This window comes from Acidobacteriota bacterium (assembly GCA_021161905.1).
Lineage (GTDB): Bacteria > Acidobacteriota > B3-B38 > Guanabaribacteriales > JAGGZT01 > JAGGZT01.
On the sequence record JAGGZT010000036.1, the window covers coordinates 1 to 13,882 of the forward strand.

The 13,882-nt window shown below is 50.9% G+C and carries 14 protein-coding genes; all 14 read left to right on the top strand.

Translation table 11 applies throughout. The features are described from left to right. Positions 1-1,049, top strand: a 1,049-nt coding sequence (locus J7L64_04890; protein ID MCD6451678.1) for an undecaprenyl/decaprenyl-phosphate alpha-N-acetylglucosaminyl 1-phosphate transferase, incomplete at its 5' end; no start/stop codon positions are given. A gap of 3 nt (positions 1,050-1,052) precedes the next feature. Then, positions 1,053-2,243, top strand: a complete 1,191-nt coding sequence (locus tag J7L64_04895; GenBank protein ID MCD6451679.1) for a glycosyltransferase family 4 protein — start codon at positions 1,053-1,055, stop codon at positions 2,241-2,243. A 49-nt stretch (positions 2,244-2,292) separates the two neighbouring features. Next, positions 2,293-3,246 carry an ABC transporter ATP-binding protein gene (locus J7L64_04900; GenBank protein ID MCD6451680.1) on the top strand — a complete coding sequence of 318 codons (954 nt, stop codon included), beginning with the start codon at positions 2,293-2,295 and terminating at the stop codon, positions 3,244-3,246. Continuing rightward, on the top strand, positions 3,243-4,007 hold the full coding sequence (locus J7L64_04905; GenBank protein MCD6451681.1) for an ABC transporter permease: 765 nt from the start codon (positions 3,243-3,245) through the stop codon (positions 4,005-4,007). Before J7L64_04900 ends, J7L64_04905 begins: the two co-directional genes overlap by 4 nt. A gap of 3 nt (positions 4,008-4,010) precedes the next feature. Then, entirely contained in the window at positions 4,011-4,856 is an 846-nt protein-coding gene (locus tag J7L64_04910; GenBank protein MCD6451682.1) for a hypothetical protein, read from the top strand. A 3-nt stretch (positions 4,857-4,859) separates the two neighbouring features. Next, positions 4,860-5,633: a prepilin peptidase gene (locus tag J7L64_04915; GenBank protein MCD6451683.1), complete on the top strand. Its 774-nt coding sequence runs from the start codon at positions 4,860-4,862 to the stop codon at positions 5,631-5,633. 38 nt (positions 5,634-5,671) lie between these two features. Continuing rightward, complete coding sequence (locus tag J7L64_04920; GenBank protein MCD6451684.1) at positions 5,672-6,262, top strand: hypothetical protein; 591 nt, start codon at positions 5,672-5,674, stop codon at positions 6,260-6,262. Between the two features lie 49 nt (positions 6,263-6,311). After that, the gene (locus tag J7L64_04925; protein MCD6451685.1) at positions 6,312-7,145 is read left to right on the top strand and encodes a creatininase family protein; all 834 of its coding nucleotides are present in this window, start codon (positions 6,312-6,314) and stop codon (positions 7,143-7,145) included. A 38-nt stretch (positions 7,146-7,183) separates the two neighbouring features. Further along, positions 7,184-8,029: an acetyl-CoA carboxylase carboxyltransferase subunit beta gene (locus J7L64_04930; protein ID MCD6451686.1), complete on the top strand. Its 846-nt coding sequence runs from the start codon at positions 7,184-7,186 to the stop codon at positions 8,027-8,029. 9 nt (positions 8,030-8,038) lie between these two features. Further along, positions 8,039-9,319 (top strand): bifunctional folylpolyglutamate synthase/dihydrofolate synthase, encoded by a 1,281-nt coding sequence (locus tag J7L64_04935; GenBank protein ID MCD6451687.1) that lies wholly within the window; start codon positions 8,039-8,041, stop codon positions 9,317-9,319. Between the two features lie 45 nt (positions 9,320-9,364). Continuing rightward, positions 9,365-11,485 carry an LPS-assembly protein LptD gene (locus J7L64_04940; protein ID MCD6451688.1) on the top strand — a complete coding sequence of 707 codons (2,121 nt, stop codon included), beginning with the start codon at positions 9,365-9,367 and terminating at the stop codon, positions 11,483-11,485. Positions 11,486-11,502: 17 nt separating this feature from the next. Next, a complete protein-coding gene (locus tag J7L64_04945) occupies positions 11,503-12,570 on the top strand; it encodes a glucose-1-phosphate thymidylyltransferase (GenBank protein MCD6451689.1) in 1,068 nt (355 codons plus the stop codon). A gap of 10 nt (positions 12,571-12,580) precedes the next feature. Beyond that, on the top strand, positions 12,581-13,042 hold the full coding sequence (locus tag J7L64_04950) for a dTDP-4-dehydrorhamnose 3,5-epimerase family protein (GenBank protein ID MCD6451690.1): 462 nt from the start codon (positions 12,581-12,583) through the stop codon (positions 13,040-13,042). 3 nt (positions 13,043-13,045) lie between these two features. After that, on the top strand, positions 13,046-13,882 hold an 837-nt coding region (rfbB, locus tag J7L64_04955), incomplete at its 3' end, for a dTDP-glucose 4,6-dehydratase (GenBank protein ID MCD6451691.1).

Genomic DNA, 13,882 nt, shown 5'->3' on the forward strand with positions numbered 1-13,882 from the left:
GAAAAGGCTCGGTGGATATCCTCCGAAAAAGAGAGGTTGAACCTATGCTTGCTTTCGGCTATTTTTTCACCTTTCTCCTTTCCTTCTCCCTCGCTCTCTATCTGACACCAATTATGAAGAAGGCAGCGCTCAAATTTGGCATTGTGGATAAGCCGGATGGAAGACTGAAGAAACAGAAAGAGCCGGTCCCCTACCTTGGGGGGGTGGCGATCTACCTCGCCTTCCTCATCGCCCTTGCCCTTACCTTCAGCTTCAGCCGTGAGGTTTTGGGCATTCTCCTCGGGGGTACCTTAGTGCTTCTTCTCGGTTTGGTGGACGACTTTGGGGTGCTCGAGCCCAAGGTAAAGGCTTTAGGACAGCTACTTGCCGCCTTGGTCCTGGTAAAATGCGGGATCTATATAAAGCTCTACTTCCTTCCCCCCTATATCGCTATCCCTCTTTCCATCATTTGGCTCGTCGGCTTGTCTAACGCCTTCAACATCATCGATGTGATGGACGGGCTCGCTGCTGGCGTCGGTTTCGTGAGTTCCGTCTTCCTCTTCATCGTTGCCTTCATAAATGGGAGACCGGTCATCGCCGCCCTCACCATCGCTCTCGCTGGTTCCTTGCTCGGTTTCCTGAGATATAATTTCCATCCTGCGGAGATCTATATGGGGGATGCGGGGAGCCTATTCATTGGCCTTCTCTTAGGGACCTTAGCGATGAAGGGAAGCTACACCGAGCACAACCTGGTTGCCGCTCTTACCCCGGTGATAATCCTCGGGGTGCCCATCTTCGACACCTTCTTCGTATCCTACATCAGGTGGAAGCGGAAACAGCCGATATTCTTCGGTAGTCCGGACCACTTCGCCCTTCGCCTCAGGAAGTGGCGGTTCAGCATAAAACAGACGGTAGCGGTGAGCTATCTCATCGCTACCATCCTCGGGGTTGCTTCTCTCTTTATAATGAGAACGAGGTCCAACCTAATCGCCCTTGGGATCATTGGGGGCATCATCCTTGCTGCGCTCACCTTTGCCTGGTGGCTTAAAAGGATAGATGTATCACTCTAATAGATGAGAAAGATAAAGGTATTCCACATCATAGCGAAGCTGGAACTTGGCGGTGCCCAGCGGGTGACCTTAGCCACCTTAGCCGGGCTTGATCGAAAGATGTTCGAGCCGGGTTTGATAACCGGAATCCAGGGGATGCTGGTCCCAGAAGCCAAGAAGATACCGGGATTAAAATGTTACCTCATCCCCTCGTTCATCCGCGAGATATCGATTATAAAGGACATCACCGCCCTCTACCACATATACCGCATCCTGAAGAAAGAGAGGGTGGATATCGTCCACACCCACGGCTCAAAAGGAGGGGTTTTGGGGCGGATCGCCGCTTTTCTCGCCCGGGTGCCGATCGCCATCCATTCGGTGCACGGCTTCTCCTTCAACGAACATATCCCTTTTCTTAGAAGGTGGTTTTACATTATGATTGAATGGTTCTGCTCCTTCTTTACCGATCACTTCTTTCTCGATTCCAAAGGGAACATCGAGCGGGGGCTCCGTTTCCGGATCCTCAGCGGAAGGAGTTATTCCCAGCTTCCCCCGGGGATAGAGCTCGACCCCTTCCGTAAGCGGAGGATAAACCCGGCATCGGAGCGGGAGAGACTGGGATTGTCCCCTGGGGATGAGGTAGTTCTCACCATATCCTGCCTCAAGCCCCAGAAGGCGCCCCAGGACTTCGTCAAGATGGCGGCTTTAGTGGCAGAAAGAAGGGCGAAGGCGAAATTTCTCCTCGTGGGGGACGGCGAGCTTCGTCCGGAAGTGGAAAGACTCATAAGAGAACTTGATCTCGAGGGGAAGGTGCTTCTGCTCGGATGGCAGTGGGATGTCCTCCCCCTCCTTACTATTGCCGATGTATTCGTCCTGACCTCGCTCTGGGAAGGGCTTCCCACGGTGATCCCGATGGCTTATGCTGCGGGAAAACCGGTGGTGGCAACCGAGGTCGATGGAAGCAAGGAGGTCGTAATCCCCGGGGAAACCGGTTTCCTGGTACCACCACACGATGTAGCCGGTTTGGCAGAGAAGGTCTCCTTCCTCCTTTCCCATCCGGGAAAAGCGAAGGATATGGGAGAAAAAGGAAGAAAGCTCGCTCAAAGATACGATATAAAGAAAATGATCGAAAAACAGAGGGCTTTTTACCTCAAGATCTATAAAAATCAGGGGAAAAGAAGGCTTTTTCTTGACCAAAGCGGAGGAAAAGGCTAATATTTTAAAAGGGAAGGTTTTATTCTAAAAAAGCCAAAGGTAGTAAGCGATGTCAGCAAAAAAAGATTTTACCATACCCCCTCCTCCGGTGGTTGAGCTCCGTGAGGTGAGCAAGAGTTATCATACGGGCTTCTTAATGAGGAAAAAACGCGTCTTGAAAAGCATAAACCTTTCCGTCTATCCGGGGGAGATACTCGGCTTCCTCGGTCCCAATGGAGCGGGGAAGACGACCACAATGAAGATCATCAACAACCTGACCTTTCCCGATAGGGGACAGGTCCTCATATTCGGTCAACCGAGCACCGAGGTTTCGATAAAGGCGAAGATCGGTTTTCTCCCCGAGGCACCCTATTTCTACAACTATCTCACCGGCTGGGAGCTCCTTGAGTTCTACGCCCAGCTCTTTGGCATCCCCCGAAAAAAGAGAAGGGAACGGATCAAATATCTATTGAGCTTGGTTAAACTTGAGCAGGCGGCGGACCTCCAGATGAGGAAGTACTCCCGAGGGATGCTCCAGCGGATCGGGATGGCGCAGGCGCTCATAAACGACCCCGAACTCCTTATCCTCGATGAGCCGATGTCAAGCCTCGACCCGGTGGGAAGGAGGGAATTCCGCGACCTTATCCTCAAACTGAAGGAAGAGGGCAAAACGATCTTCTTCAGCACCCACATCCTACCCGATGTGGAGCTGATCTGCGACCGAGTGGCGATAATTGTGGACGGGGAGATAATCAGGGAGGGCAAGATAGCCAAACTGATAAAGGAGAAGATAGATTATTACGAGATCACCCTATCTGGAATAGAGGAAAAAGAGCTACCTTCTTCCTGTGAAAAGGTCTCGGTTGAGGAGGATAAGATCCTCGTTCGCACCCGGGGTGAGCGGGGACTAAACCGCACCATTGATCTAATAAAGGAAAAAAGGGGGAAGATCATCGCCATAACCCCGGCAAAAAAATCGCTTGAGGATCTCCTCTTTGCCGAGTTGGGAGGGGAGAAAAAATGAAGGTCTTCTCCATCGCAATGAACACCTTCCGTGAGGCGATAAGGAACAGGGTATTATATCTCCTTCTCTTCTTCGCCCTCATTATGATAGGTAGCTCCCGCATCCTCAGTATGCTCACTGTGGGAGATGAAAGCAAGATAATAAAAGATTTAGGGCTTTTCTCCATCTCCCTATTCGGGGTGCTCCTCGCCGTCTTCATCGGGGTAGGCCTTGTCTCTCAGGAGATAGAACGACGTACCATCTACAACATCCTCTCGAAGCCGATATACCGCCATCAATTCCTCTTCGGGAAATATCTCGGTCTCCTTCTCACCATACTGATCACCATCGGGATAATGGCAGCGGAGTTCCTCCCCTTGGTCTATCTCAAAACGGGGAGCTGGGAGTTCTCCCTGATCTGGGGAGTGGTGCTCATCTTCTTCGAGGTAGTCATCATAACCGCCTTCGCCATCCTATTCTCCGTCTTCACCACCCCGATATTGAGTTCTGTTTTCACTCTCTCGGTATTCGTGGTTGGCCATCTCTCGCGAAACTTTCTCATCCTGAGGGATCGGGTAACAAGTCCCATCGCAAAATGGTTGTTCACCATCCTCTACTACCTTCTCCCAAACTTAGAGAACCTGAACATAAAAACCCAGCTGGTCCATCATCTTCCCATTCCTCCAGAATTCATACCGTTCGCCATTGCTTACAGTGTAACCTACGCCGCGGTGGTATTGTTCATCGCCACCCTCATCTTCCAACGGAGAAGTTTCGTTTAAGCGATGAAAAAGAGCCTTTTTGAGAAGACGGTTATTCTACTTATCGGAATAGCCCTCTTTTCCGGGCTCCAGCTAAAGCTCGATGAGCTAAAGCTGAAAACAGTCCCCAAAGAGCCGATATACCTCCCCTCGGGCAAATACCTCAAGGCGATCGCCCTTGGCAACAACACGGTGATGGCTGACCTCCTCTACCTCTGGAGCATCCAGCATTACAGCATTTATACCATCAAGGAGCACCGCTTCCGCTATCTGGAGCATGTCTATAATATGATAACCGACCTCGACCCTCACTATCTTGACCCCTATCTCATAGGCGCTTTGATAATGGCTAAGGAGGGAGGCTTCTATCAGATGGCTTTCCGCCTTTTAGAAAAGGGGATGAAGAATAACCCTGATGCCTGGATCCTACCGGTGGATGCCGGCTTCTATGCCTTTCAGGATCTCAAGGATTATGAGCTTGCCCTTTACTATTTCAAGAAAGCAGCAGAGATCAAGGGCTCCCCTCCGTTTATAAAGCGGCTTATCGCCGGCATCTACGAGCGGAAAAACGAGAATCAAACCGCACTCGCCTTTTGGACCGAGATCTACCGAACAGCCAAGGAGGATTGGGTAAAGACAATCGCTTACAATCATATCTATGATCTCAAAATAAAGATAGACTTAGAACAGCTGAGGGTTGCCATTGAGCTATTCAAGGATCAGAAGAAGAGGCTTCCTCGCTCCTTGAGGGAGTTGATAAAAGCGGGCTTCCTATATCAGCTCCCGAAGGACCCCGAGGGGAACAACTATCTCTATAACCCTCGAACTGGCGAGGTGAAATCACGAACCCCCTTCAGACTAAAACGGTAAAGGATGAACCTTCTTCTCCTAAAAGTTTTTTTTGCCTTCCTCTACGGGATCGTTATTGGAAGCTTCCTCAATGTCCTCATCCATCGCCTTCCTCAAGGGAAATCGATAATAAAGCCCGGCTCCCATTGCCCCAACTGCGGTGCTCCTATAGCCTTCTACGACAACATACCCCTGATCAGCTACCTCATCCTTCGGGGAAAATGCAGGAATTGTAAATCATCTATATCGTATCAGTATCCTCTGGTTGAAGGGATCACCGGGACTCTCTTCGTGATATTCTACCTAAAATCGGGATTATCGCTTGTCTTCATCACCGAGACGGTATTCAGCGCCTTGATCATCGTCCTCATCTTCACCGACCTGAACCATCAGCTCCTTCCGGATGTGATCACCATACCAGGAACGATAGGGGGGCTCCTTTTCAGTCTAAATGGTGGTCTTACCACCATTGGCAGTTCACTGATCGGGGCAGGGCTCGGCGCCGGGATAGTGCTCGCCATTAGGGAACTTTACTTCCGCCTGCGGGGGGAGGAAGGGATGGGGCTGGGTGATGTTAAGTTGATGGCAATGATCGGCGCCTTTCTCGGCTGGGAAAGAGCCCTCCTCACCCTAGTTATTGGCTCATTCTTGGGCTCGGTAGTGGGGATAATCATCATCGCAAAGGAAAAGGGGGACCTCCGTTTCCCCTTGCCTTTCGGCAGTTTCCTCGGTATCGCTTCTATCTTCTCCCTCTTTTATGGGGAAGAGCTCATTTCCTTCTATCGATCGTTTTTTTAAGTTAAGTGTGATATAATAAAAAAGGAGGCTTATTAGCTATGAAGAAAATAATTTTTGGGATGGTGGTTCTCCTTTTCCTCAGCCTCCTTGCTCTTTCCGACACCATCTACCTCAAGAGCGGGCGGATTATTCGCACCCCTTTCTCTGAGGTGGTGGGGAATAAGGTCCGCTTCATTATCCGGGGTGGAGAGGTGATGTTACCGCTCTCCTTGGTGGAGAAGATCGTGAAGGATGCTTATACTCTCCCCCCGAAATCAGAGACCAGTGCTGCTCCACCACCACCGACAAAGCTGGGACAAGAGGGGACCCCCCCGGAGACAAAAGAGGAGAAGGCTCCTCCGAGTGTAGGAACCGACAACCCAGAGGCACAGAAGAAACAGGCTACCTACTGGATAAAACGAAGGGAGCAGATAACGGAATCGCTTCAGAAAGCGGAAGCCCAGCTTAGCGAAGCAAGACGCCGCTTGAGGTTTTCAGTTCTTCCCCAAGAGAGAGGGGCTCTTGTTAAACAGATAAACCAGCTTGAGAAGGCGGTAGAAAAATATAGAAATGAGCTCAATAACTTAGGCACCGAAGCCAAAAAACACGGGGTACTTCCTGGAGAGCTGAGGAAAAAAGAAAAGCCTTAAATTTAAGTCCTGAATATAATCCAGAAAAACCGAGAGGGGAGGGATTATTATGTGGAAGAAGGGTATCATCTTCTCCTTAATTTTTACATTCCTTGCTTTAAACCTTGTCGGGGGAGTTTTGCCAAAGAAAGAGGAAACTATCCCCTCACGCTATCTCGCCGACCTCAACTGGATACAGGTGGGTAAGATGGTCCCCTCAAAGATAAACACTGTCCTATTGGTAGCTGGTACCTTGGAAGCTCACGGAGTTACTTGCAATGGCGCCGATTTCATCGTTCCAGACAAACTTGCTGAGATGATCGCCCCCAGGATCAACGCTCTGATCGCGCCCCACATCACCTATGGGGTAACCCGAACCCTCACTCCTTATCCTGGTGGGATCGCCATCTCCGAAAAAACATTTGAACAGTATGTAAAGGAGATACTTTATGGGTTGGCGGATATCGGGTTCAAGAACATAATCATCATTAATGGACACGGACCGAATCGAGGACCCTGCGATCGGGCGATGTACGAGGTGGCGATGAAGAGGAAAGTACGGGGGATGGTAATCGATTGGTGGAGCTATACCGCTGATATCACCAAGGAGGTATTCAATCAGGACGGAGGACATGCAGGGATCAACGAAAACGCAGCAGTGATGGCGGTGAACCCGAAACTGGTTTATCCTGAGCTCTACTCCCCGGACAAGGTCACTGCCACCCCCATCGATCCGAGTTACTCCGCCTATCCATCACCTTCTTCTATCCTCCTTTATACACCGGGGGAAGGATATCCTGAGTTCAACCTGGAACGGGCGAGAAAATATTTGAGCAAGGTGGCTGACAAACTGACTAAGCTGATTAAGGAAACAATTGCCAAATGGGATAAAGCTGGGCTATAATTCTCCTCAAAATAGGAAGGGGGTAGGGTTAAAAGGGAATGGAATGGTTCAACAGATTTAAAAAGAGAAAATTAAACCCTCCGGAAAAGAAACTCGATCTTCCGGATGGGTTGTGGGTAAAGTGCGATAACTGCAAAGCGATAATCTATAAGAAAGAGGTAATAAGGAATGCCAATGTCTGTCCTAAGTGTAACTATCACTTCCGAATAAGTGCCAGGGAAAGGCTCGCTTCCCTTTTCGATAACGGGGAGTACACCGAATTTGAAACCGGGCTTCGCTCTAACGATCCACTCAAGTTTGTAGATTCCCTCCCTTATCCGGAGCGGTTAACGAAATACTCCAAAGTCTCTGGGGAAAATGAGGCGATAATCTGTGCGGTAGGAAAAATAGGTGGAATAAAAGCGATAATTGCCGCTATGGAATACAAATTTATGGGGGGGAGTATGGGTTCGGTGGTGGGGGAAAAGGTAACCCGGGCAGCGGAAAAAGCCCTTGCTGAAAGGCTCCCTCTGATCATCGTCTCCGCCTCTGGAGGTGCAAGGATGCAAGAGGGCATCCTTTCCCTGATGCAAATGGCTAAGGTAAGTGCTGCTTTGGCTAGGCTGGACGAGGCGGGGATACCTTACATCTCTGTGCTCACCGATCCCACCACCGGAGGGGTCACTGCAAGCTATGCTATGCTCGGCGATCTGAATATAGCTGAACCGAAGGCGCTCATTGGCTTTGCCGGTCCCCGGGTGATAAAGCAGACCATCCGTCAGGATCTCCCTGAGGGGTTCCAGCGTTCCGAGTTCCTCCTTGAACACGGGATGGTGGATATGGTGGTAAAAAGGAAAGACCTAAAGGATGTACTAATAAAGTGCCTCCGGTTTATGGTGGGCTAACCCCCTCAAATGGACTATAACGAGGCGGTAAGTTTCCTCTTAAGCAGGGCTCACTTAGGGATTAAGCTTGGTTTAGGACCAATCAATACCCTCCTTTCCTCACTGGGACATCCAGAAAAAACTTACCCTTCCCTCCTCATAGGAGGGACAAACGGAAAGGGCTCTACTGGGGCGATGCTCGCTTCCATCTGCTCTCACGCAGGGCTCAAAGTGGGCTTTTACACCTCTCCTCATCTCATAAGAATCGAGGAACGGATCACCGTCTCAGGAGAGATGATAAGTGAGGGGGAGTTCGCCTCGGTGATCGAGCGAATAAAGGCGAAGAACGATTCCCTCACAGCAAGGGGAGAACTGGAGCATCCTCTTACCTATTTCGAACTCCTCACCGCAGCTGGCTTCCTCTACTTTGCCGAGAGGGAGGTCGATCTCGCCATCTTAGAGGTGGGAATGGGAGGGAGGTTCGATGCGACCAATGTCGCCTCCCCTCTGGTCTCGGTGATCACCCAGATAAGTCGCGACCATATGGAGTATCTCGGGGAGAGCATAGCGGATATCGCCTTCGAGAAGGCGGGGATAATCAAAGAGCAGGGAGAGGTGGTGGTATCGCCCTCCCCTCCTCAGGCTATCGAGGTCATCAAGGAGGTAGCTCGGGAAAGGGGGGCAAAGCTCCATCTTGTTTCCGAGGAGACCTCCCTCAGACTAACTGGGGATATGGGGGAGATCTCAACCAGAAAGAGGACATATTCTCGTCTAAGGCTCGGGCTTTTGGGGAAGCATCAATGGGAGAACGCACGGACCGCGATATTAACCGCTGAGCTTCTCGAGAAAAAGGGGCTCCCCTTGGGGGAAGGGGCAATAAAAAGAGGGCTTAGCTCCGTTCACTGGGAGGGAAGGCTTGAGGAAGTGGTCAAAGAGCCCCGAATCATCGTGGACGGTGCCCACAATCCTGCTGGCTCTGCCGCCCTCGCCTCGTTCATCCGCGAGGAGATAAGGGGGCGGGTCATCCTCATCTTCGCTGCAATGGAGGACAAGGAGATAGAGAAGATGGGGGAGATACTTTTCCCCCTCGCCCGATTGATCATCCTCCCCAAACTGAGGGAGGCGAGGGCGGCAGAGCCAGCATCGATAAAAACCATCGCCGAGCGCTACGCGAAGGCGATAACCGCTTCAAATGTGGGAGAGGCGGTAAAAACCGCCGAAAAGGAATACCGAAAGGGGGAAACAATCGTCGCCGCTGGCTCCCTCTACTTAGTGGGCGAGGTGAAGGAGTTCGTCTCTTCCCGTTATTGACAACCTACCCTTCCTCTCTTACACTAAGAAAATGGGATTCATACTATGCTGAGAAACTTCCTCCTCGGGTGCTTTTTTCTATCCATTCTTTCGATCTCGAGTGGTCTTCTCTCGCAAGAACTCATCGTCTATGCCGAGAAACTGGAGCAGATGGATAAAAACACCCGTATCGCCACCGGGTATGTAGATATAATCTACGGCAATCAGCATCTCCAGGCGGAGAAGGTGATCTACAAGATTGAGGAAAAGATGGTCTATGCTGAGGGGAATGTAGTCTTCTCAGAACCAGGGTTCAAGATAGCGGGCGAGCGGATGGAGATGAACCTGAAGACAAAAAGGGGCACCTTCTACAACGCAGTGATCTACGCCGAGCCCGAAGCGAGGATCTACGCCAAAGAGGTGGAGCGAATCGGAGATGATGAATTCAGGATAAAGGACGCCACCTTCACCATCTGCAATCAGCCGAACCCTTATTGGAGTATGAAGGTGAAGAGCGCCACCGTTCATCTCAACCATTATGTAAAAGCCAAGTCAACCACCTTCCGGGTAATGAATATCCCCGCGTTCTACATCCCCTATCTCTACTGGCCCCTCAAGTCCGAGCGATCAACCGGTTTTCTCCTTCCCAATTTTGGAGCCTCGAATCTAAAGGGCAAGGTAATAAGCAACGCCTTCTTCTGGGCTATTGCCCGGAATATGGACGCCACCTTCTACCTCGATTACTACACCAAGATAGGCTGGGGAGCTGGTGCCGAGTATCGCTATCTACTCTCCAGAAATACAGGAGGAAGGGTCCACTTCTACTTCTTAAGGGATAGATTAAGGAACAGCAAAAATTACAAACTCAGTTTAACCCACAACCAGCTCCTTCCCGGAAGGATCAGGGGAAGTCTCCGCATAAATTATTTGAGTGATTTCCAATACCTGAAGAATTACGAGGAAAACTTCAATCTGAACAGCCAGCGGTCGATAAGGTCCTCGGGCTATCTCGCCTGGAGCAAATCGTACTACTCCCTCACCCTTCTTGCGAGCAGTAATACGACCTACTTCCCTCAGGGGAACAAGGTAACCCTCCGCTCTCTTCCCAAAGTGAACTTCAGGATAAGGAACAACCGGTTATTCGGCTCGCCCATCTACTTCTCCCTCGAGAGTCAATGGGACCTCCCCTCACGGATCACCGAGCAAGAAACGGGAAAAAACGAATTCTCCCTTTCCCGTTTCGACCTTCACCCGAGATTCAGTGTTCCTATCCGAGGGCTCTCCTGGTTGAAAATAATGCCCCGTTTCGGAATCCGGGGCACCCTATACTCGAAGAGCCTCAGCGAAGGAAACGCCCTGGTGGACGAATCTCTACTCAGAACCTATTATCATTTTGATCTATCCCTCACTGGTCCCCTGTTTAACCGAATATTCACCCTTGGAGGAAAGGACGAAGAAAGCAAAATAAAACACCTAATTGAACCGCGGATCGACTACCGCTACATCTCCGCGGTGAAGAACCAGGAGCAGGTCCCCCGATTCGACGGCCTCGATTATGTGGCTGAGGCGAATGAGCTGGCCTATTCCCTGATAAACCATTTCTACATCAAAAAGGGGAAGGGAAATCCAAGGGAATTCCTCACTATTTCCCTCTCCCAGCATATATCGCTCGATCCAAAACTTCACACCACCTACGGCAGGCAATACAATCGTTTCTCCTCCGCCTATCTCTCCGCTCCCCCCTCCCGATTTTCGCCGATGGTTCTCATAGCTACCTTCAATCCAAATCCAAGCTACCGCATAGGGGCGAGGGCGGAATATGACTTCACCAGTGGTACCCTCCTCAATATCGGTCTCCACGGGAGCATTCGAAACAGGGACATCTTCTATACCGATCTCAGTTATAACAAAAGCGTGTCCAAAGGGCTGGGAAGGGTGGTAGGGAATACCCTAATCGCCAACGGTGGGGGACGTATCCTGGGCAACAGGATCAATTGGAACTACACCTTAAACTATGATTTTTATAGAAAGAGGCTCCTTCTCGGAGGGATAGGGCTTCGGTATAATACCCAATGTGTTGGCTTCGTTTTGGGATACAAACGCTTCAACTTCCCTGGAAGGATGGAGCGTCAGTTTCTCTTTAATATAGAACTCAAGACGGTGGGAAGTTTCGGCTCCCACTTCTAAAGGCAAGAGGAAGGGCGATGAAAGGACTGATATTGAGTGGCGGAAAGGGGGTAAGGCTTCGCCCCATAACCTTCACCCAGGCGAAACAGTTGGTGCCGGTGGCGAACAAACCGGTTCTCTTCTATGGGCTTGAGGCTATTGTGGCGGCAGGGATTACCGATATCGGGATCGTAGTCGGCTACACCAAGGACGAAATAAAAAAGGCGGTGGGAGATGGCTCTCGCTTTGGGGCGAAGATAACCTACATCGATCAGCCGGAACCGCTTGGGCTTGCCCATGCGGTCCTCGTTGCCGAGGAGTTTTTAGGTGAAGAACCGTTCGTGATGTACCTCGGCGATAACATAATCAGGGGAGGGATCACTGAGCTCGTCCGGGAATTTGAGAAGGAGAAACCGAACTCCCAAATACTCCTCGCTGAGGTAGAACACCCGGAGCAGTTCGGGGTGGCTGAGCTCAAGGATGGGAAGGTGGTAAGATTGGTGGAAAAGCCGAAAGAGCCGAAGAGCAACCTGGCACTGGTCGGGGTGTATATGTTCGACCATCACATATTCGAGGCGGCGAAGAACATAAAGCCCTCGTGGAGAAACGAGCTCGAGATAACCGATGCCATCCAATACCTGATCGACGCCGGCTACCAGGTGAAACCCCATATCGTCAAGGGGTGGTGGAAGGATACGGGAAAACTTGAGGATTTAATTGAAGCCAACCGGATGATGCTCGAGGAGCTGGAACCAACGGTAGAGGGAGAGGTGGAGTTCTCCCATTTAGAGGGAAGGGTAGCGATAGGTAAGGGCAGCCGGGTGGTAAGAAGCGTTATCAGAGGACCGGTGATCATCGGCGATGAATGCGAAATAATCGATTCTTTCATCGGTCCCTTCACCTCGATCCACCATCGAGTGAAGATCAAAGAGGCAGAGGTGGAAAATAGCATCATCCTTGAAGGAAGCTCCATCAACAAGATAAAAGCAAGGATCGATGGAAGCCTTATCGGTAAATATGTGAAGATAATGCAAAGGGATAAAAGACCAAAGGCGATGAAGTTTATGCTCGGTGATAACTCCGAGGTAGGATTGATTGAAGGTTAAGGAGGCGAAGATGAAGCTCATTGAAGGAGTAAAGATAAAGGAACTAAAGGTTATCCCCGACGAACGGGGGAGGCTCGCCGAGATACTCCGGAGCGATGACCCTGAATTCATAAAATTTGGACAGGTCTACTTCACCACCACCTACCCGGGGGTAGTCAAGGGATGGCATATGCATCGGAACCAGGTGGACAATGTATGCTGTGTCAAGGGGATGTTGAAGCTGGTGATCTACGATCCAAGGGAGGGTTCGCCAACCAAGGGGGAGATAAACGAGCTATTCATCGGGGACTACAACCCAGTGCTCGTTCAGATACCGAAGGGGGTATTCCACGGCTGGAAGTGCATTAGTGAGAACGAGGCGATAGTGATCAACTGTCCCACCGAACCATACAATCACGAGAACCCGGATCAGATAAACATCGACCCCCACAGCGGGGAGATCCCCTACGACTGGGCGAGAAAGGATCGATAGGCGATGAGGAAGATATTGATCACCGGAGGGGCGGGGTTTATTGGAAGCAACTTCATCCATTACCTCCTCAGCCGGTATAAGGATATCGAGGTGGTGAACCTGGACAAACTCACCTACGCCGGCAACCTCGACAATCTGAAGGATGTAGCAGATGATCCTCGCTACCGCTTCGTCAAGGGGGATATCTGCGACCGCAAGATCGTCTCCGAGGTCATCTCCGGATGTGAGCTGGTGGTGCACTTCGCTGCCGAGACCCATGTAGATCGCTCGATCCTCGAGGCAGGCTCCTTCATCACCACCGATGTCTACGGCACCTATGTCCTCCTCGAGGAGGCGAAGAAGGCAGGGGTTAAGCGATTCATCCACATCTCCACCGATGAGGTTTACGGCAGTGTGGAGGAGGGCTTCTCCCGGGAGGACGATCCCCTTAAGCCAAGCAATCCCTACTCAGCGAGCAAGGCAGGAGCAGACCGGCTCGCCTATTCCTTTTTTGTCACCTACCATCTTCCGGTGATCATCGTCCGTGCCTCGAACAACTTCGGACCCTACCAGTATCCGGAGAAGATCATCCCCCTTTTCATCACCAATGCCATAGATGATCTCATCCTGCCCCTCTATGGGGATGGAAAGAATATACGCGATTGGCTCTATGTGGAGGATCATTGCCGAGCGATCGACCTCCTTATAGAAAAGGGGAAAGAGGGGGAGGTGTACAATGTAGGTGGGGGAAATCTCCTTCCAAACATAGAGCTCACCAGGAGGATACTCGCCATCCTGGGGAAACCGGAAACACTCATCAGGTATGTCGCTGATCGTCCGGGACACGACAGGAGGTATGCC